Origin of the sequence: Sulfuricurvum sp. (assembly GCF_049305995.1) — a bacterium.
In the GTDB taxonomy this organism is placed as follows: Bacteria; Campylobacterota; Campylobacteria; order Campylobacterales; family Sulfurimonadaceae; genus Sulfuricurvum.
In genome coordinates this window covers 1-18,140 of sequence record NZ_JBAQPS010000215.1, presented here as the reverse complement: position 1 = coordinate 18,140, position 18,140 = coordinate 1, and the positions used below count along the sequence as shown (strand labels likewise).

19 protein-coding genes and 1 pseudogene are annotated in these 18,140 nt (G+C 42.0%); 12 read left to right on the top strand and 8 right to left on the bottom strand.

From position 1 onward, the window contains the following. The first annotated feature begins 185 nt into the window (after nt 1-185). Nucleotides 186-956, top strand: a complete 771-nt coding sequence (locus WA010_RS07395) for an RMD1 family protein (protein ID WP_422556489.1) — start codon at nt 186-188, stop codon at nt 954-956. A 52-nt stretch (nt 957-1,008) separates the two neighbouring features. Here the strand turns inward: WA010_RS07395 and WA010_RS07390 are convergent, their stop codons facing one another. Together WA010_RS07390 and WA010_RS07385 are read right to left on the bottom strand one after the other, a co-directional pair. After that, a complete protein-coding gene (locus WA010_RS07390; protein WP_422556488.1) occupies nt 1,009-3,525 on the bottom strand; it encodes an EAL domain-containing protein in 2,517 nt (838 codons plus the stop codon). Next, nucleotides 3,522-4,859: a diguanylate cyclase gene (locus WA010_RS07385; RefSeq protein WP_422556487.1), complete on the bottom strand. Its 1,338-nt coding sequence runs from the start codon at nt 4,857-4,859 to the stop codon at nt 3,522-3,524. The genes WA010_RS07390 and WA010_RS07385 overlap by 4 nt, the downstream gene beginning before the upstream one ends. A 187-nt stretch (nt 4,860-5,046) precedes the next feature. Between WA010_RS07385 and WA010_RS07380 the strand changes: the two genes are divergently transcribed. Continuing rightward, a complete protein-coding gene (locus tag WA010_RS07380) occupies nt 5,047-6,366 on the top strand; it encodes a diguanylate cyclase domain-containing protein (protein ID WP_422556486.1) in 1,320 nt (439 codons plus the stop codon). Here the strand turns inward: WA010_RS07380 and WA010_RS07375 are convergent. Next, nucleotides 6,320-6,664: a hypothetical protein gene (locus tag WA010_RS07375; RefSeq protein WP_422556485.1), complete on the bottom strand. Its 345-nt coding sequence runs from the start codon at nt 6,662-6,664 to the stop codon at nt 6,320-6,322. The genes WA010_RS07380 and WA010_RS07375 overlap by 47 nt on opposite strands. 237 nt (nt 6,665-6,901) lie before the next feature. On the opposite strand from WA010_RS07375, the gene WA010_RS07370 reads away from it, so the two are divergent. From WA010_RS07370 to WA010_RS07360, 3 genes are read left to right on the top strand one after another with little or no spacing between them, the layout of a single operon-like run. Further along, entirely contained in the window at nt 6,902-7,666 is a 765-nt protein-coding gene (locus tag WA010_RS07370) for a M15 family metallopeptidase (protein WP_422556484.1), read from the top strand. Then, nucleotides 7,663-8,244: a hypothetical protein gene (locus WA010_RS07365; RefSeq protein ID WP_422556483.1), complete on the top strand. Its 582-nt coding sequence runs from the start codon at nt 7,663-7,665 to the stop codon at nt 8,242-8,244. The genes WA010_RS07370 and WA010_RS07365 overlap by 4 nt, the downstream gene beginning before the upstream one ends. After that, nucleotides 8,237-8,695, top strand: coding sequence for a nucleoside deaminase (locus tag WA010_RS07360; protein WP_422556482.1), 459 nt, complete (start codon nt 8,237-8,239; stop codon nt 8,693-8,695). The genes WA010_RS07365 and WA010_RS07360 overlap by 8 nt, the downstream gene beginning before the upstream one ends. Before the next feature lie 2 nt (nt 8,696-8,697). Here the strand turns inward: WA010_RS07360 and WA010_RS07355 are convergent, their stop codons facing one another. Beyond that, complete coding sequence (locus WA010_RS07355; protein ID WP_422556481.1) at nt 8,698-9,810, bottom strand: ATP-binding protein; 1,113 nt, start codon at nt 9,808-9,810, stop codon at nt 8,698-8,700. Continuing rightward, nucleotides 9,807-10,484, bottom strand: coding sequence for a response regulator transcription factor (locus tag WA010_RS07350; protein WP_422556480.1), 678 nt, complete (start codon nt 10,482-10,484; stop codon nt 9,807-9,809). The genes WA010_RS07355 and WA010_RS07350 overlap by 4 nt, the downstream gene beginning before the upstream one ends. A 161-nt stretch (nt 10,485-10,645) precedes the next feature. On the opposite strand from WA010_RS07350, the pseudogene WA010_RS07345 reads away from it, so the two are divergent. Together WA010_RS07345 and WA010_RS07340 are read left to right on the top strand one after the other, a co-directional pair. Next, nucleotides 10,646-11,305, top strand: a pseudogene (locus WA010_RS07345) (methyl-accepting chemotaxis protein); the annotation flags it as partial. Next, on the top strand, nt 11,282-11,761 hold the full coding sequence (locus WA010_RS07340; protein ID WP_422556491.1) for a CZB domain-containing protein: 480 nt from the start codon (nt 11,282-11,284) through the stop codon (nt 11,759-11,761). The pseudogene WA010_RS07345 and the gene WA010_RS07340, both read left to right, overlap by 24 nt. 3 nt (nt 11,762-11,764) lie before the next feature. Here WA010_RS07340 and WA010_RS07335 read toward each other — a convergent pair whose 3' ends face one another. Then, on the bottom strand, nt 11,765-12,016 hold the full coding sequence (locus WA010_RS07335) for an ArsC/Spx/MgsR family protein (RefSeq protein WP_422556490.1): 252 nt from the start codon (nt 12,014-12,016) through the stop codon (nt 11,765-11,767). Next, the gene (locus WA010_RS07330) at nt 12,010-12,600 is read right to left on the bottom strand and encodes a phosphatase PAP2 family protein (RefSeq protein WP_422556479.1); all 591 of its coding nucleotides are present in this window, start codon (nt 12,598-12,600) and stop codon (nt 12,010-12,012) included. Before WA010_RS07330 ends, WA010_RS07335 begins: the two co-directional genes overlap by 7 nt. A 109-nt stretch (nt 12,601-12,709) precedes the next feature. On the opposite strand from WA010_RS07330, the gene WA010_RS07325 reads away from it, so the two are divergent. The 5 genes from WA010_RS07325 to WA010_RS07305 all read left to right on the top strand — a co-directional run bounded on the left by WA010_RS07325 (nt 12,710) and on the right by WA010_RS07305 (nt 17,771). Then, nucleotides 12,710-13,069, top strand: a complete 360-nt coding sequence (locus tag WA010_RS07325; protein WP_422556478.1) for a diacylglycerol kinase — start codon at nt 12,710-12,712, stop codon at nt 13,067-13,069. A gap of 488 nt (nt 13,070-13,557) precedes the next feature. Continuing rightward, nucleotides 13,558-14,952: a c-type cytochrome gene (locus WA010_RS07320; RefSeq protein WP_422556477.1), complete on the top strand. Its 1,395-nt coding sequence runs from the start codon at nt 13,558-13,560 to the stop codon at nt 14,950-14,952. Continuing rightward, entirely contained in the window at nt 14,952-16,274 is a 1,323-nt protein-coding gene (locus tag WA010_RS07315) for a c-type cytochrome (protein ID WP_422556476.1), read from the top strand. The genes WA010_RS07320 and WA010_RS07315 overlap by 1 nt, the downstream gene beginning before the upstream one ends. A gap of 121 nt (nt 16,275-16,395) precedes the next feature. Further along, nucleotides 16,396-16,884, top strand: a complete 489-nt coding sequence (locus WA010_RS07310) for a TlpA family protein disulfide reductase (RefSeq protein WP_422556475.1) — start codon at nt 16,396-16,398, stop codon at nt 16,882-16,884. Further along, nucleotides 16,884-17,771: a 4Fe-4S binding protein gene (locus tag WA010_RS07305; RefSeq protein WP_422556474.1), complete on the top strand. Its 888-nt coding sequence runs from the start codon at nt 16,884-16,886 to the stop codon at nt 17,769-17,771. The genes WA010_RS07310 and WA010_RS07305 overlap by 1 nt, the downstream gene beginning before the upstream one ends. A 4-nt stretch (nt 17,772-17,775) precedes the next feature. On the opposite strand, the gene WA010_RS07300 is transcribed toward WA010_RS07305, so the two are convergent. Then, the coding region (locus tag WA010_RS07300; protein WP_422556473.1) for a TonB-dependent receptor domain-containing protein at nt 17,776-18,140 on the bottom strand (365 nt) is incomplete at its 5' end.

Below are 18,140 nucleotides of genomic sequence, written 5' to 3'. Positions count from 1 at the left end.
GGAGTATCCCTTCTGAAAAATCGGCTTGCGGATAAAAAATCATCTCCGACACATCGGCACTCAAATGGGTCCAACTCACTCCCAAGGACAGTAGTCCAATTACTATTTTGCGCTGCATTATCACCTCACTGTAATAAACGAATGATACACTATCGTAAAGCAATCTTCGGTTAAAGGAGATCATAATGAACTTGCTATCACTCTATCTCGACCGATCCATAACTATCTCGACGCTCGAATACTCTCTCGATCTTCAGATGAGTAAAGGGGTCGAAAACGGCTATTACGGTTATAATGAAAAACTTCATGTCGTCCTCGCTCCGTTTGGTGTTCTTACCTTGATTGCAGAGGAGAAAAAAACGATTATCGATGCTCTTGCTGTACTACGGATATCGATGGAAGATGAGCAGAAACTGATCACACAAGATTATCCGGTAAAGATCGATCCCAATCATCCTGAAGCGTTCAGCATTAGCAATGAAGCGATCACTCTCCGCGAAGAGAGTTTACTAAATCTCAATGTCATCGCCCTTGCCGTATCTCAAAGCGTCGGGTTGGAGCATTACGAAAAGCGGCTTGACACCCTCTTTTCTCAAAGCCGCCGTATCGTTGAATCGATCCATAATTTTTCCATCAGCCGAAGGTCTCATCTGATGCAGTTTGCCAAGCGTCTCGCCCTCACCCGCCATGATATGGTGAGCAACCTGTTGCTCCTTGACAAACCTAATATTCTATGGGATAACGAAGAGGCAGAAACGCTCTACAACCGTCTCGCTTTTGTCTTAGAACTCTATGATCGTCATGAAATCGCCCTCTCCAAACTCTCTCAAATCAAAGAGGATGTGATGCTCGTAATGGACATCATCAACCATAAAAAAAGCGAATTTTTAGAGTGGATCATTATTATTCTGATCGCCGTAGAAATCATTATGGGCATTATGGAGATGGTACAATAATTCAATACCAAAAAATCAAACTCTCACTACCTAAATAGTATATGGATACGTGTTAGAGTAATAATTCAAAAGCTTCTGCCGGAAGCGGCGGGCTTTTAAAATATCCTTGGTACATCGTGCACCCTTTCGCTTTTAAAAATGCAATCTGTTCTTCTCGCTCCGTCCCTTCAGCCAAAACCTGAAATCCTAAAGCTTGAGCCATAGCAATAATCGCCGTAACAATCGCCATATCATCCGTTTCAAACGGAATATCCTCCACAAAACTTTTATCAATTTTCAATACATCGATCGGAAACCGTTTTAAATATGATAAAGAAGAGTATCCTGTACCGAAATCATCGATGGCTAAACGTATACCATGAGCACGTAGTGTGTGGAGCATTTCTACCGTCTCTTCTTCATGTTGCATCAATGCACTTTCGGTCAGTTCCAGTTCAAGCCGGTCAGCGGGATAACCACTTTTTTTAAGTGCTTTTTCTACCATCTGCGGGATGTTTTGCTGACGAACTTGATGGGCAGACAGATTGACAGCTAATGTCAAACGATGCCCATTATCAAGCCATATTTTTCCTTGATGACACGTTTGATTCAACACCCATTCACCAATCTCATTGATAAGACCTGTCTCCTCGGCTATCGGTATAAATTCAGCTGGTAAAACAACCCCCCGTTCGGGACAATTCCAACGAACGAGTGCCTCAGCACCCACAATACGTCCCGTCGATATATGAACCTGCGGTTGGTAATAAACTTCAAATTCTTGATTTAAAACTGCACGACGCAATCGTGTCTCACTCTCAATTCGTATACGGGCAGAATCGGTAAGTTCATCGGTATAATAACGATACGTTCCACGCCCTTCCGCTTTAGCTTTATACAGTGCGGAATCCGCATGTTGCAAAAGAATAGAAGCTTCTTCTCCATGATCAGGAAACAACACAATGCCGATACTTGAACTGATATGTATCAAAGCACCGCTTGAAAGTTTATATTCGGATGCCAATGCTCCAATCATCTCTTCTGCAAATCTACCGGCATCTTCGGGATGGATAAAATGTTCCAAAATGATAGCAAATTCATCTCCGCCCAAACGACTAATCAGATCTTCCTCACGCAATCTAGAACGGAAACGTTCTGACACCATTCGTAGCAGTTCATCGCCGGCACTGTGCCCATAGCTGTCATTAATATCTTTAAATCGGTCGAGATCAAACATCAATAATGCGATTTTTGATTTATACCGTTTAGCTTGAATAATCGAATTTTGCAAATGAGTGAGGAGAAATGCCCGATTAGCCAAACCGGTTAATGGATCATAATTTGTCAATTTATCAAGCCGCTCTTCATAACGCTTACGCTCTGTAATATCCCGATACACTGCAATTAGGTAAGGATGAGTATCCAATTCCATGGCTACGACATTAACCCATATATTCAGCAATTGACCGCTTTTACTACGATGAACCGTTTCAAAATTATCATGTCCGTTTTGTTGTATAGTGCTAATCCTGTGACGAGTATCTTCCACCGACTCCATAACCTCATAATCAGAGATAGAGAGTGTCGCGAACTCTTCGGCACTGTATCCCAAATGTTCATAAACACCACGATTAAATTCAACAGCCCGCATCGTTTGTGCATCGATCAAAGCAATCCCATCCGGAAGTGCTTCAAAAAGTTTACGTAACTTCAAAGCATTTTTTTCAATTGAAATTTTTTCATTACGAAGCTCTTTTTTACGCTCACCCATTTTGCTAATCGTCTCATTTTTTTGGTCAATGACTCGAATCAAAAACTCAAAATAAGCACCATGCACTGCATGTAATATATCATGCCGATTTAACAAACCTACCAAATTACCGGTTTCATCAACAACAATCAGCTGATGAACCCCATGTTCTTCCATCAAAGAAGCCGCTTCTTGCAATAGAATATTTTTCTGAATAATTTGAAAATCACGATGTAAAAGCTGATTAATCGTCGTATCACATAGGTCTTTTTGTGCACACCAGTGCGTAATATCTCGCTCAGTCACTAATCCTACCGGCATAGCACCGCTTAAAACGATCGCATAATCACATCGTCGTTCATGCATCATCCCCGCCACTTCTGAAATAGACATCTCTAAAGCAACAATTAAAGGTGAACCACTCATAGCTTCAGAAACTATTTTAACTTTTCCTAATTGTTCAAATCCTATATGACGGAGAAAATCCCCTTCACTAACCACCCCTTTAAACGTTCCACTTTCATCCACAACGATCAAATGGTGATACCCTTTTTCTTCCATTAAAGCATATGCATCATGAAGATAAAGAGTCTCTTGTACACAAAAGGGCTCAGGAATCATCACGTTCCTCAGCTGATTTTCAACATTTATAGCATCCGCGACAACCCGTAGTGCATCATGTTCTGTAAATATTCCGATAGGTCGATTATCATTGTCAATAATAATAATAGAGCTGATGGAGAGTTCTGACATCATCGTTAATGCTTTTAAAACACTCTGATCCGCATACAATGCCTGTGGACGCTCTGATAAAATTGCTTGTAGCGTCGTCAGTTTCATAAACGGCTCTCACAAGCAATCGTACAATTACGACCGGCACTTTTTGCTGTATACATAGCACTATCTGCCCTCTCTATTGCACTTGTGAGAGTATCCTCAACCATTACTTCCGTAATACCGATACTGCACGTCACCTGTCCGACTTCTCCAAATACCTCTTTTTCTAACAGCATCCGTATTTTTTCCCCAACACCAAAAGCTTCCTCACACCCGGCATTGCGAAGCAACAAAACAAATTCTTCTCCTCCCCACCTTGCAAACATATCCGCTTCCCGTACCGACGAAGAGACCAATGCGGCAAATTGTTTAAGGACGGCATCACCAATATTATGTCCAAAGGCATCGTTAATCCGTTTGAAGTAATCCAAATCAATCATCACTAACGCTAATTTTGTCGTATGCCGTTTAAAAATCGACAGTTCTTTAGCAAACAATTCAGAAAACATATGTCGGTTATGCACTTCAGTCAAAATATCTTTAGTCGCCAATAACGTCAAATGTTGATTTTTTTGCTGTAAAATTTGGGTAATTTCTTCAAACTGTTTGAAATGATCCTGCATCAACTGCGACCATTTAAGATACGTTCGTGAGATCAAATCTTGCTGTGTCACGATCCCTGCTACATGTCCTACATCATCCACGACTACAATTCTTTTATAAGGGCGTCTACGCAAATACTCAAGCCCTTCATTAATCGAAGCTCTTTGAGAGAGCGTTTCTACCGGTGAGGACATCAATTCAGACACTGTTTTAGTATTATAAGTTTCATTTCCAATGCAACGCAAAACATCTTTTGACGTGAGTATGCCGATAGCTTCCCCCTCTTGCTGGATAATCACACAATCACTATAAGAATCTTTCATAAATTCTAAAACATCCGCCATTAACGCATCCGGCGTAAAACTTTTATAGCCATATTTTTTTTCAAAAATTGTCGCGATTTGCAAAGAATCGAGAATAATCTGAGGATCTACACTCCCAACAATATCACTATTGGTCACCAATCCATACAAACTTCCATCCGGATTACACACACAGATATGCTCATCAACCTCATTGGTAAGATTGAGGGCATTGATAATATTACTCTCTTTGCCGACCATCGGAAGAGGTCTTAATGACACTTGTGATAGCGGTTTTGAAAATGCGACACCATCCACTTTAAGACGAATAATATCTTTGGTTGTAATAATATAATGAAGTGTTTTGTTTACCACAATAATACTACGGTGATTATGCAGATGCATTTGATTAAGTGCATCTTGAATCGTATTGTGAATATCAACAGTAATGACATTGGTTGTTGCAATTAACCCAAGCGTAGGGAAAAACATTAGACGTGCCTCCTCGTGAAGTTTTTTATTATATCGCTACATTGATCAAAAAAAAGAAATAAAAATAAAAATAGTTTAACCTTAACATAATTATTAACGCTATATAATGTTTCAAATTATAACTAAGGCATCCTATTTTTCCGTGAATTTTAACTTATTCTTATCTTCTCATTTTTTAGAATATCTTATGATCGCTTTTCTCGTGGCGGTTTTAATCTTTTGGATTAGGCACTCGATGTCTCTCAACCGTCGTTTAATCCAAAATCAAAACCGATATCAGCAATTTTTTCATGACTCTCCCGTAGCCCATATCGTAATCGATAAACACCACCAAATTATCGAATGGAATCAGACAGCTGAAATCATATTTGGATGGAAAGAAGAGGAAGCGAAAGGGAAAGATATTATCGATTTTTTGGTTCCCGAATTTGACAGAACTCATGTCCTCTCAATTTTGCAAAAAGCATCTCAAGAAGGACTAAGTCTCTCTAAAAATTACAATTTTACACATCTTAATCAAGAAATTTTTTGCGAATGGCGCAATCGTTTATTAAAAGGCACTGATGGAGAAATTTTATGTATGGCTCAAGACATTACCGCTTCACAAAAAACACTTGATGATTTAGAAAAACGTTCAAATGCACTAGAGAGTGCAGGTGACGCTATTTTATACACTAATGCAAAAGGTTTTATCGAATTTGCCAATCAAAGTTTTTTTCATCTTAATCTAAGCGATCCTAATAAAATATATGGTAATCATATCAGCACCTATCTTTTCGGAAAAGAGCATAATTTTAGTACCTTTCAAGCCCAATTCCGTACCAAAAAAAGATGGAAAGGGACAGTAACCAAATCCATTGAAAACACCACTAAAGTTCTTAGTGTCACTATCATTCCTATGTATCATCACAATCGGCTAATGAGTTACGTTGCCAATTTACATGATATCACCGCACTAAGCTCTCATGTCGATACCCTGACTTACCGAACCCAATACGACTATCTCACCGGAGCCCTCAACCGTAGCACCATGAGAGATAGGCTATCACATGCTATATCTCGATCCAAACGCAATGGAGATAGAATCGCTTTGTATTTTATCGATCTCAATGATTTCAAACAAACCAATGATCAATTCGGGCATGAGATAGGGGATATTCTGCTCCAATCTATTAGTAAAAACCTTCAATCCTGCTTACGGAACACAGATACCATCTGTCGTTATGGAGGAGATGAATTTATTATCATTATTGAAGATGTCAAGGGAAAAATGCATCTGCAAACGATTCGTGAAACCATCCAAACAGCTATCAAAGAACCAATCCCCATTGACAGTAGCATAACACTTTATCCTAGTGCCAGTATCGGTATGGCACTTTATCCTGATGATGCATTAGATGAAGAGACATTAATCCGAGCTGCCGATGCCGCAATGTACATGGTCAAAAAAGAGAAACATCTCAACGAACCCGAACCAATACCTTCCGCTGACAATCACAATCACTAAAATAGACCCATTGTTCTTGATAAGTTGGCTGAGGGTTATAGACAACCGGAGCACTGGAGACATAGGTCACCGATTCTTGTCTCGGCTCTGAGAGCACATATCCCAAAACCCCTCCGATAACCAAAGGGACAACCCAATTCCCATTGCTATGGTGATGACCATGATAGTTATTCGACATTTTCATATGTCTTTGAGGCTCATAACGTCCCCCGCGATCATGTCCGCCATAAGCGTAAACACTGGAACTTAATAACACTACGGCTGCTAAACCCGCCGTCCATGAAGAAATTGCTTTCATAGGAAACTCCTAGAGTTAAGATACAGCATCATGCCATTACAGTGTGAAGCGATTGTGAAGAGTTTTATAATAGACTTCTTGCATAACTCCGAATTAGAAAATATGACACCGTTCGCCCTGAGCCTGTCGAAGGGTATTTAGTTCATGGTTCGACAAGCTCACCACGAACGGAAAAGTAGGTTATGCAAGAAGTCTAATGATTATTTGCTAAAATACTGTTCATATCAGGAGAAACAAATGCGCTTTTTAACCCTATCCGTGCTTGCCATCATCAGCACCCTATTGCATGCCAACCCCCAATGCTACGTCGAGGGGTACCCAAACCTCGTCGAATCTGCCGAGGAAAAGGGGATCGTTCTAAAAAATGGAACACGTTTTCCCTACCATACCGACACATCTAAAGTCTCATGGGATGAAAAAACCAACCATGCTGATCTCGCAACACAGCTAGAGCAATCTTATGATGCCGGCGGGTTTGAAACTCCCCCTCCCTATCTCTTTAGCCCTGGGCGTTTACGCTATCAGCCTTTTTTCCAAGCCCTCTACGGCAAAGACAAAAAAGCTATCGAAAAGAACCTCGTAACCATCGAATGGCCGACCCTCAAAGGGACAACCAAACTTCAGGTAAACAAGGTGGATGGAGTGGATAAAAAACTCTATGCCATCGGACAGGAAATCGCCAAATTGCCAAAATCCGATCGCATCTGGGCAGAGGGGGCAGCCACCTATTGTTACCGAGTTATCAAAGATACCGATCGCCTCTCCATGCACAGCTACGGCATCGCGATCGATCTCGCCCCCAACACCACCCAATACTGGAAAGACGAAGCCGCCTCTGAAACCGCTAAAATCGGCTACAAAAATACGATGCCCCTCTCCATCGTCCGAATCTTCGAAAAACATGGCTTTATCTGGGGAGGACGCTGGTATCACTACGACACGATGCACTTTGAATACCGTCCTGAACTTCTCGCACCTTCATGCACAGGAATATCTAAATGACAGCAAACCGTCTTTTTACCACTAAAACGGGGCAATTTATCCTCTTTAAATACATGATTTATGCTCTGTTAACCTTCAACATTTATCTCTTTGCGATGAACGGTACCTTTACCGAAACCATCGAAACGGCGGCATGGGTTGTGATCCTAGCCCTCTTCGAATGGGAGACGTATCATCTCAAAGAGGAGCATTGGAGCGTGAGCGAAAAAGGGATCATCAGCGTATTGAGTTTCTTTGGATACGGTGTTGTTTTATTCTCATGTTACAGCTACTATGCAGATGCTGAATGGCTCGACTTTATCAACTCTCTGACATGGATTTTTGTCATATTAGTCTTGCAATACGACGTTTATTACCCGGGGCATTATGGCAAGAGCGAATGGACAGCACGCAATATCCTCAAATTTGCCCTTTATGGTGCATTGTTTGTTTTTGCAGTGATATGGGGGGTACAAGGAGAAGCACTCGATTTTTACGACGCATTTTTATGGATACTCTCTTTCTTTGTGATCGAGATGAATATCTTTAATTTTGAACATCGATTTGTCGAAGAGGACATCCTTACAAACGATGAATAAAGAGATGCAAATTGCTTGTGATGAAGCACTTCAGGGGATGCAATCAGGCGATGGGGGTCCCTTCGGAGCGGTCGTTGTCCGCAATGATGTGGTTATCGCATCGGCTCATAATGAAGTACTCAAATCCAACGACCCCACCGCCCATGCCGAGATCAATGCCATCCGAAAAGCCTCTCATCTCTTAGGAAAATTCGATCTCTCCGATTGTATCCTCTATACCACCTGCTACCCCTGCCCGATGTGCATGGGGGCGATTTTTTGGGCGCGGATTCCTACTGTTTATTATGCCTCATCGATGGACGATGCGGCAGAGGGGGGATTTGATGATAGGGTATTTTATGAGATGATCCGCAACCCCGAGTCCTCTCTCGATCTTCGACCCCTCGATGCGGAAAAAGGGAAAGAAGTATTTAGCAAATGGCAAGCCAAAGAGGATAGAGCGCTCTATTAAATCTAAACGTTAACTGTGCAGGCACAAATGGGTACAATAATCCGAAACCATGCTCCATCTGCATTGGGAATGAGTGAGATTGTTCCCCCCAACTGAGATGTAATGATTTGACGGGCGAAATAGAGCCCGTATCCATGTTCTGAGAGTTCTTTCGTCGAAATCCCCGGAGAAAAAAGCTGGTGTGTGATTTCTGCACTGACACCATCTCCATTATCGCGAAAATCGATAGTAATCGTACCGTTTTCACACAAAGCATTGATATGTATCTGCTTACTCTCTTGTTGAGTTTGTTTGAGGGCATCGATACTGTTTTCCAATAAAACGACAAAAACATGTACCAAATGGGTGTTGTTAGACGATACAATATAATTTTCAGGGATAGTAATATCGATATCGATATGCTCCACACTCAAACGAGGCTGAAGAAGAGAAATAGCTTGGGTCGCCGCCGTACGCAGTTTGATCTCTTTTGAAGAGTCGTTTTGGCGATAGAGAGAATGCACCTCTTCAATATGTTCCGATAGCTGTTGAAACAGAGTTTCGCATCGATCAAACAGTTCTTCGGAAACCGTGTTTGAGCATTTCCCCATTTCCATACGCAACCGTAATAAATAAGTATTGATCGTATGCAATGAACCCCGCCATTGGTGGGCGATAAAGGCTATCATCTCACCTAACTGTGCCGTTCGTGATTGTTCAAATACTTTTTTCTCATACAATAGTTTCTCTTCTTCAAGCTTCTTTTGTTCCGTAATATCCGTAGAGGTAACACTCACGCCGATTACATTACCTTCCGCATCAAACGAGGGACGATAACAAACGACCATATAAGCCCGACTACCATTTGCAAAATCAAACCATGCTTCATATCGAATTTCTTTGCCACTTAATGCGAGGTCTAGTTTAGGCTTTATAACGTGTTCAAACGTATCCATACCTATCATTTCCCAAACAGCATGACCGATAATCTCATCAAACGATTTATTAAACGCATTGACGTATGCTTGATTTACAACCCGATAAACATAGTTGGTATCGACAAACGATAAGCGATCATCCGTTTGATTGATCAAATGGATTAAATCTAAGTTTGAAATATCTTGTTGCGATTTCATATCAACATATACCCCCTATTCGGAATCACTTGGATCGTTACTCCCGGAATTTTTTTACGTAAATGGCTAATAATTATTTTAATCGCATTACGGCTTTTATCCATACTGTCACAAAATGCATTTTCAATCGTCTGATAAAGTAGAACTTCTCCACGATGATACAGCAAAAGTTCCAATACGGTAATTTCAAAATGGGTCAAAGAGACTCGAATTCCATTTCCATCATGAAGCACTAATTTCGCTTTTGAATCGTATACCGTTTCCCCTTCTATGACAACGAGATGATCTAATATCTCGTTCGCGGACATACGGATAGCTTTAATCAACGATTCAAGCTTTGGAAAGGTAATCGGCTTGAGAATATACTCATCCAATTTCAGTGAAACTGCTTGCATTAAATAACGATTATCCGAATAAGCACTCACGACCGAAATAAAACAGTGAGGGTCTATTTTACGAATTCTGCGTACCAAATCCAATCCACTCATCCCCGGCATTTCAATATCAACAATCACGACATCAGGACGATACGATAAAAACGATTGCCACCCTTCATACCCGTTATAGGCACTGATAATTTCTAAGAACTCCCCATTTAAAAGCATTTGGAGATTATGATTACTCTCTCGATCATCTTCAACAATCAACACACTTTCGTATTGTCTGCTTTGCATATCTCTCCAAACCTTTGTGAATGTTTTAAGTTTTATAACAAAATGTAGATTAAAAATTATTGTTTAAGTTTGAAGAAACATTTTAAAAACATCAATCCTTTATAATTTTTAACGAAAGAATCACCAATAAAACAACCACTCAATGAGGAAAAAGGGAAGTCATGTTTTTCGGGAACAAACCAACGGTAGATATCGCACCGCTCAACGCAAAAATCGCCGATCAGCAAAACGAAATCGAACAGCTCAAAGCTGAAAATAGCCGTTTAAACGGAGAACTTCGTGAGCTTCAAGAACACGATAAAATGTCAAATTTGATCGTTAAACTGACCCAAGGTTTGACCAGTGCCTGCCAAAACGATCTGGTAAAACTTCAAACCGATTTGTCTCAAAATGTCCAAGAACTCGAAGAGATCGATCAGCTAAACAAAACAAACCGATCCAATGCCGACGAAATCAACGAGGCGATAAATGAATTGCTTCAAACGCAACACCATTTAGTTTCCAATATCACCGAAAACTACGGTTCTGTTTCGCAGCTCAACGAAAGTGTAAGCTCGATCAGCCACATCATTAATTTGATCAAGGACATCTCCGATCAGACCAATCTCCTCGCCCTCAACGCCGCCATCGAAGCAGCACGTGCCGGCGAACATGGGCGCGGATTTGCCGTCGTTGCTGATGAGGTACGTAAACTTGCCGAACGTACCCAAAAAGCGACCCAAGAGGTTGAAATCAGTGTCCAAACGCTCAAACAAAATGCTGTAGAGATTCATGAGCGTTCCAGCAATATGGAGACAATGTCCTCTATGTCAAACGAAAAACTTGAAAAATTCAAAAATACTCTGTTGGATTTTGGGCAACGCACCGAAACTATTGATAGTGATTCGACGAATGTCCTCTATTCCGTCTTTATGGTGTTGGTCAAAATCGACCACTTGCTCTTTAAAGCCAGAGGATATAAAAGCGTATTTACCATGAAAGTCGATAGCGAATTTGCCGATCATCATCACTGCCGATTAGGTAAATGGGCAGACACAGGCAAAGGATCGCAAATCTTCGGACATACACAAAGTTTCCGAAAACTCGAATCTCCACACAAAGCAGTACACGATAGCATCCTCTCCGCTATTGAGTGCGTTCGTGCCAATACCTGTACGAAAGAATCCGATAACGTCGCTCGATATTTCGAAAATGCTGAAACTGCCAGTCAAGATGTTATCCGTGTTTTGAGTGATATGCTCACCGAAGAGCGACAATCTCGATCCAAAAAGCATTAATAATTAACTGATAAACTCGATGGTTTTTTCCACCGGACGACCGATCACCGCTCGATTTTCTTCGATCAAAATCGGACGTTCGATCAGTTTCGGATGTTCTGCTAACGCATCGATAAGCTTTGCTTCATCCGTAACGTTTGCCAATCTTAACTCTTTATACAGATCCTCTTTGGTTCGCATCAGCTCCCGCGCCGAAACTCCCAATTTTCCTAAAAGTGTGTACTCCCTATATTTATTAGTCTTGAGATTTAAAATTTATAAGAAATGCCCGTGTAAATACCATCCCCATATGGAATAATACTAATGACAATCGGCTTCTCTTGAATACTGGCAACATAACCACAAATAGCTCCAAGTGCTACACCGCCAATAGTATCCGTAGGCCAATGCTGTCGTGCTTTGACTCTGCCCACCGCTTCATATATTGGTATTAATGCCGCAGAATAAACCCATGGATATTTTTCCCCATATTCAATCATAAATGGTATAACAACTGCCGTTGCAACAGCTGTATGACCACTTGGAAAACTATCCCCTTCTTTAAACCAATCATTTGATGAAACAGTCTGTTCTGGTCGTTTACGTCCAAAAACCGGTTTTAAAACCTCAGCAGATATCGCAGCAATCATACCTGCATCCATTGCTTTCCATGCTGTTTTTCCAAGCAATGTGGCATTTGTTTCATTCAATGCCACAATTCCACTTATACCCATTAAAGCATACGGTAAAATATCTTGTGCAACAAATATACCACTATCTCTATTTGATTTAGGAACTGAATCAAATCCATCACCGAACAACAATGAAGCTAAACTCAAAAACGTTATTATTATTTTCATTCACTCATCCAATCTTTTAAAATACCAAGGATGCTATTTTACTCTAATTTTTTGCTATGCTATCAGTGTTGTATATACGATAGAACATCTATAAACTCAAAGTTGAAAAATGAAAAATCAAACATTACTGCGGAAAATTAAATTTGCTTGGGATGGAATTATCTATGCCACACTCACAGAAGCCAATATGCGTCGTCATTGGATTATGGCTATATCGGTCATATTATTATTTATTTGGTTACAACCTACTACTCTCTGGTGGGCATTAATTATATTGTGTATTGGATTAGTCTTGGCCGCTGAACTCTTAAATTCAGCCATAGAAACCTTATTGGATCACGTGCATCCTGAGCAACATACACAAATAGGACATGTCAAGGATATGCTTGCTGGTATGGTATTGGTATTAAGTATCTGTACCGGCTTTATTGGTCTATTCGCTATTATCTCTACCTGTAAAATACAATGACATACACACATTGATTCCAGACCCACGCCGATAAACATCGCAAAATTCTCGAAAAACTCTCAAATTACCATTTTACTCCTGATGCGATCAATGCTCCTCTTGGGAGAGTATTTGAGCAATGCGCAATCGATCCCAAACTGCACCATAGCTCATGATCCAAAAACTATTTTAAAATCGTTTTCTTTAGATTGGACAGAGACAATGTCCAAATGCGATACATTCTCTAAAAATTAATTTATTCTTATTTTATACATTTAACACAAAATTAACACTCATAGTTCATAATCATGCTCTCGAAAAATACCAAACAGGAGTGAAAAGGAGGAAAAACGTCGCAGAAACACCAAACAACCACGCTCCGTCTGTCCACTGAATTGGACCTCACCGACAGACGGAAAATCGTATTGCATTGCAACGTTTTATTATAGCGTTTTTACGCTGTTTCTGCGACGTTGCCGTGCATACAATCTAAAAATAAAAGGATATGTATGTTCGATTTTCCCATATTCGAAATGCCCACGATTGGGCTAAGAATGCTCATGGCTATCAATGCGATCATCCACGTATTTGTCTCTCACGGCGGTGCCGTCGGAGGATCTGTGGTACTCGCTCTCGCCGCATGGTGGACCAATAAGAAAAATGATTTGGCGGGGTATGAAACCGTCTATCGCTTACTCATGGTCTTTTTTATCATCTCTACGTCTGTCGGTGCACTCACCGGAATCGGGATGTGGATTCACGCAAACATTATCAGCCCCAACGCTATCGGTGGACTTATCCGCGTCTTCTTCTGGAAATGGTTTATCGAGTGGATCGTCTTTAACTTCGAGGTTATTTTACTCCTCTTCTGGTTTATGACATGGAAACCTAAAGCCGCTACCACCGAAGGTCGTGCCTCTTCCGTTCGCTTCGGAGTCTATTACGCCGTATCGTCATGGATAACTATGCTTATCATCACGGCGATTTTGGGCTTTATGTTGACACCGAATTTCGATGGTCAACCGTGGATCGATCCTGAAGTTTATCCGGGTACCGTCAATTACAACAACGCCCTCTTTAACCCGACATGGTTCCCTGGTCTTTTGATGAGAACCTTTAGTTCGATTGCATTTGCCGGAGCACTTGCTATTCTATGGACATGGCTCATTACGAGTTTCAGTAAAGATGAAGAAATTCGCGCCACTAAAGAGCGTATGATCAAATTCTTCGCGACCATTATGATGGTTACCGTTCCTGTTGCTGCTGCATTTGGATACTACTATCTACTCCAAATCCCAGAAGCCGCGCGCGCCATGATCCCGACGGCGATGATGACGAGAGCGTTTGCCGATAAAATGGATTTGATGTACATGATTATCAGCGGTATCGGCGGTGCAGTCGTTGTGACCACGATTATCGCCTACTTCTCACCGAAACGTATGCCATACATCGCGGCAACACTCATGGTTGCGGCATTTATGCTCTTCTGGGGATTCGAGGAACGTACTCGTGAGTTTATCCGCAAACCGTACCTCATCTATAACTACATGTACGCTAACGGTATCCGTGTTACCGATGTGCCGTATCTCAACAAAGTGGGTATCCTCAAACACGCCATCTTCGTCGATGAAAAAGATAAAGTGATCAATGAGGACAAATCCAATCTGATTGAAGTGGGACACACCATCGCTCGTATCGAGTGCCGTGCTTGTCATACTGAAAACGGTATCAACGGCCTCAAATTTCTAACCAAAGGGTGGAGCCAAGAGGCGATTCGTAACCGTATCAACAACCTACCGGGCGGGGGAACCCCTTATATGGCTCCGTTTGTCGGAACCGAAGCGGAAAAAGACGCGTTAGCGGCTTATATCGCATCACTTAATAAAAGAGGAGAGATCAAATAATGAACTGGAAACTCCCTTTTGACATCCCCCTCGTCGTACCGACGATGGGACTACCCGGCTGGTTTTTTGACACACTGGGCGTAATCGTATTTGTCGTGCATATCGCATTTATCTATACCCTTATCGGGGCATCGACTGCGTCGGTTTTGTATAATATTTTTGGTGTATTCAAAAAATCTAAAACAAACGATTTGTTGGCATACAAAATGACTAACCCTACCACCATTAGTGAAAATATGGGGGCATTGTGGGGGGTCGCTCCGTTGCTCGTTATTTCGGTACTTTATACCGGATTTTTCTATACGGCGATTCTAAAAGTATCTCCGCATATTTTACATATCATTTACGGGAACATCTTCGCGTTCTTGCTCTCGTATGCGTATAAATTTAGCTGGCATTCATTGCATAACCACAAAGGGTTCCATATCGCTATCGGACTTGTTGCGGTATTGACGTTCTATACGTTGCCTCCGGTGTTTATGTCGATGTCAAACCTCTATTTGCAACCGGAATTATTTGCCTCAGTGCAAAATATTTGGGACATTATGTTGACACCGTTGACGTTCTTCCGTCTCATCAACTTCTTCCTCACTGCATTTGCATTCACAGGGATCGTCATGATCTATCTTGGAGTCAAATGGGTTAAAGCGGGCGGAGAAGAGGCTGAAGTAGGCCGTTTGGCGATTGATCAAGGTAAAAAATGGTTTATGTGGGCGGCACCGGTCAACATCGCTGTTTTACCGTTGGTATTCTTCGCATTCAGCCCGCGCATCAGCGAAGCGTATATCCATACGCCGTTTGTGTTCTTGCCGTTTGCGGCATCAGCAGTATTGTTGATCCTATTTTTCTTCCTACTCAAACGCTTTAGCAATGAAGAGATGTCTCTTTCCGATGCAACCAAAGCGGTGGTATTGATGGTGGTAGCCGTTGCGTTAATGGCAACAGCACGTCACGGTATCCGCGTGGTCAGTTTCGAAGAGCCACTACAGTTGCAAGCCGAAGCGACGGAAAAATACATGACCGACGTTATCGCCGAGTACAAAGCGCACAAAGAGGAGATGAAAAATGCCCCTCAAGTCGTTCTCGATCCGGCAGTTTCATTGGCAGATTCCAAAGGGTGTTTAGCATGTCATAGTGTTGATGTAGCACTAGTAGGACCTGCCTATAAAGAGGTCGCCGCCAAAGGGGAAAGTGCTGATGTTCTCACCGCTTCACTCAAAAATGGCTCAACAGGTAAATGGGGTGAAACTCCGATGCCTCCGCAAACGCTCACCGATGAAGAGGCAAAAACTCTCGTCGAATGGGTATTGAAACAAAAGTAACAACCAACTCGTCATCCCGTACTTGATACGGAATCCACTTCTTCTTTAATGGAGATGGATCCCCGGGTCAAGCCCGAGGATGACGAAACATTCGTATCCCATTTTCACAAGAGAACCCAATATGCTTCAATCGACCTCCTTAAAGATTCACAACGTATTCGGTTCTCCTGTGAGAATGGTTTTATTTGCTATTTTGATGTCTATTTCGGCATTCAGTGCCCCCTTATCGCTCAAAGACACCCCCTATTTTCATCCTAATGCCTCCGCAAACATCGTGATTTTTTACACCACATGGTGTCCGCCGTGTACCAAAAGCATTTCGCTGTTAAGTACCCTCCAAAAAGAGCATCCGCAGCTCAATATTCACCGTGTATCTGTCGATGACATCGAAAGCCAAAAGCGGGCATTGCCGTTTGGACTAGCCCAGAGCATTCCGCTGATCCTCATTGCCGATCAAAGCGGAAGCGTCGTCAAACGATTTAGTGTATTACCGGATAAAAAGAATTTAAATGATCTCATTCAGCGTCTCGAAGAGGGACGGCTCGAAAATGGTACCCTTCCGATAGAAAAACGGATCGACAGCTGGAAAATGGATCGGAAAGGGATGTGATGAAGTTTCTACGAGTTAACAGATTTTTTTTAGCCGTACTGATCCCCTTTCTCCTCATTCCGTGGATTTCATGGGACGGTTTTCATCTCCTGCTGTTCAATTTTTCCCATGATCGTCTCGAACTATTAGGAATGGAACTTGAGATCAGCACGTATGGGCTTATCGGTATTGTTATTCTTTTAGGGTTGGGAGTTGCTCTTATCTCTGCGCTTAGCCTCTCTCGTTTTTACTGTGGAACCCTTTGTCCCAATACCTTTTTTGCCCATCTACTCACTCTATTCGGTAAAAAGAAAAAATCGCTACTCTCGAAAATCGGAGGCTTTTCCCTCCTCACTTTTTTGGCTTCGATGCTGGCTTTTTCGCTCGTCGCGTATGGAATCAGTACCGATGAGCTAATCGATGCGTTAATACATCTTACCTTTGCGGGGTGGCTCGTCATCGTCCTCTCATTGCTCATGATCGCCGAGGTGTATATGGTGCAGGGGTGGTATTGCGCTTATCTCTGCCCCTATGGAGCAACGTGCGCTATTTTACCGATAGAAGATCGCCTCACCTACCGTTTTGATGATCCGAACATCAACTGTACCGAGTGCGAAGGGTGTGTCAAAATTTGCCCTATCCCTGACCTCGACATCCGTCATGGTTTTGACATCCGCTGTATCCAATGCGGGCTATGTGAAGTGGCGTGCGAAAAAGTATTTGCCAAATGCACCCATCCTTCGCTGATTCACCCTGAAAAAAGATCGATTTTGCGTGCAGGTGGGAGAAGTATGGGGATAGCGGTCGCTATTATCACAATCATCTTATTTATGTTTATTGGGATTTTCTTCTTGAGTGATTCCAATCGGCTCGACTCCTGCCGACTGGAGAATAGCGTATTATATTAGGAAATTACCATTTCCCCTCAATCGATAAAAGTACCTGTGGTTTTGTGTGCTCTTTATCCACTTGAGTCTGTGTAATCGCTCCCCCTGCATCGTACAAACGTGACGTTGTCTCTACGGTTGAAGCCGTGATATTTTTCACGTTAAACTGCAATTTAAACGTTTTATTGAGCCGTTTATTGGCATAGAGATCGAGCGTACCGTACCCTTTTTGTGATTGGGATATGAAATACTCCTGCGGATCATCGTATCCGCCGACGTAGCGATACGCTGCTCCGTAGGTGATTTCAGAGCCTTTTAGCGTGTGATCGAAACCGAGGTTACAGGTAAAATTCGGTGTTTGCAAGAGCTCTCTTTTGACTCCGGTTAGCG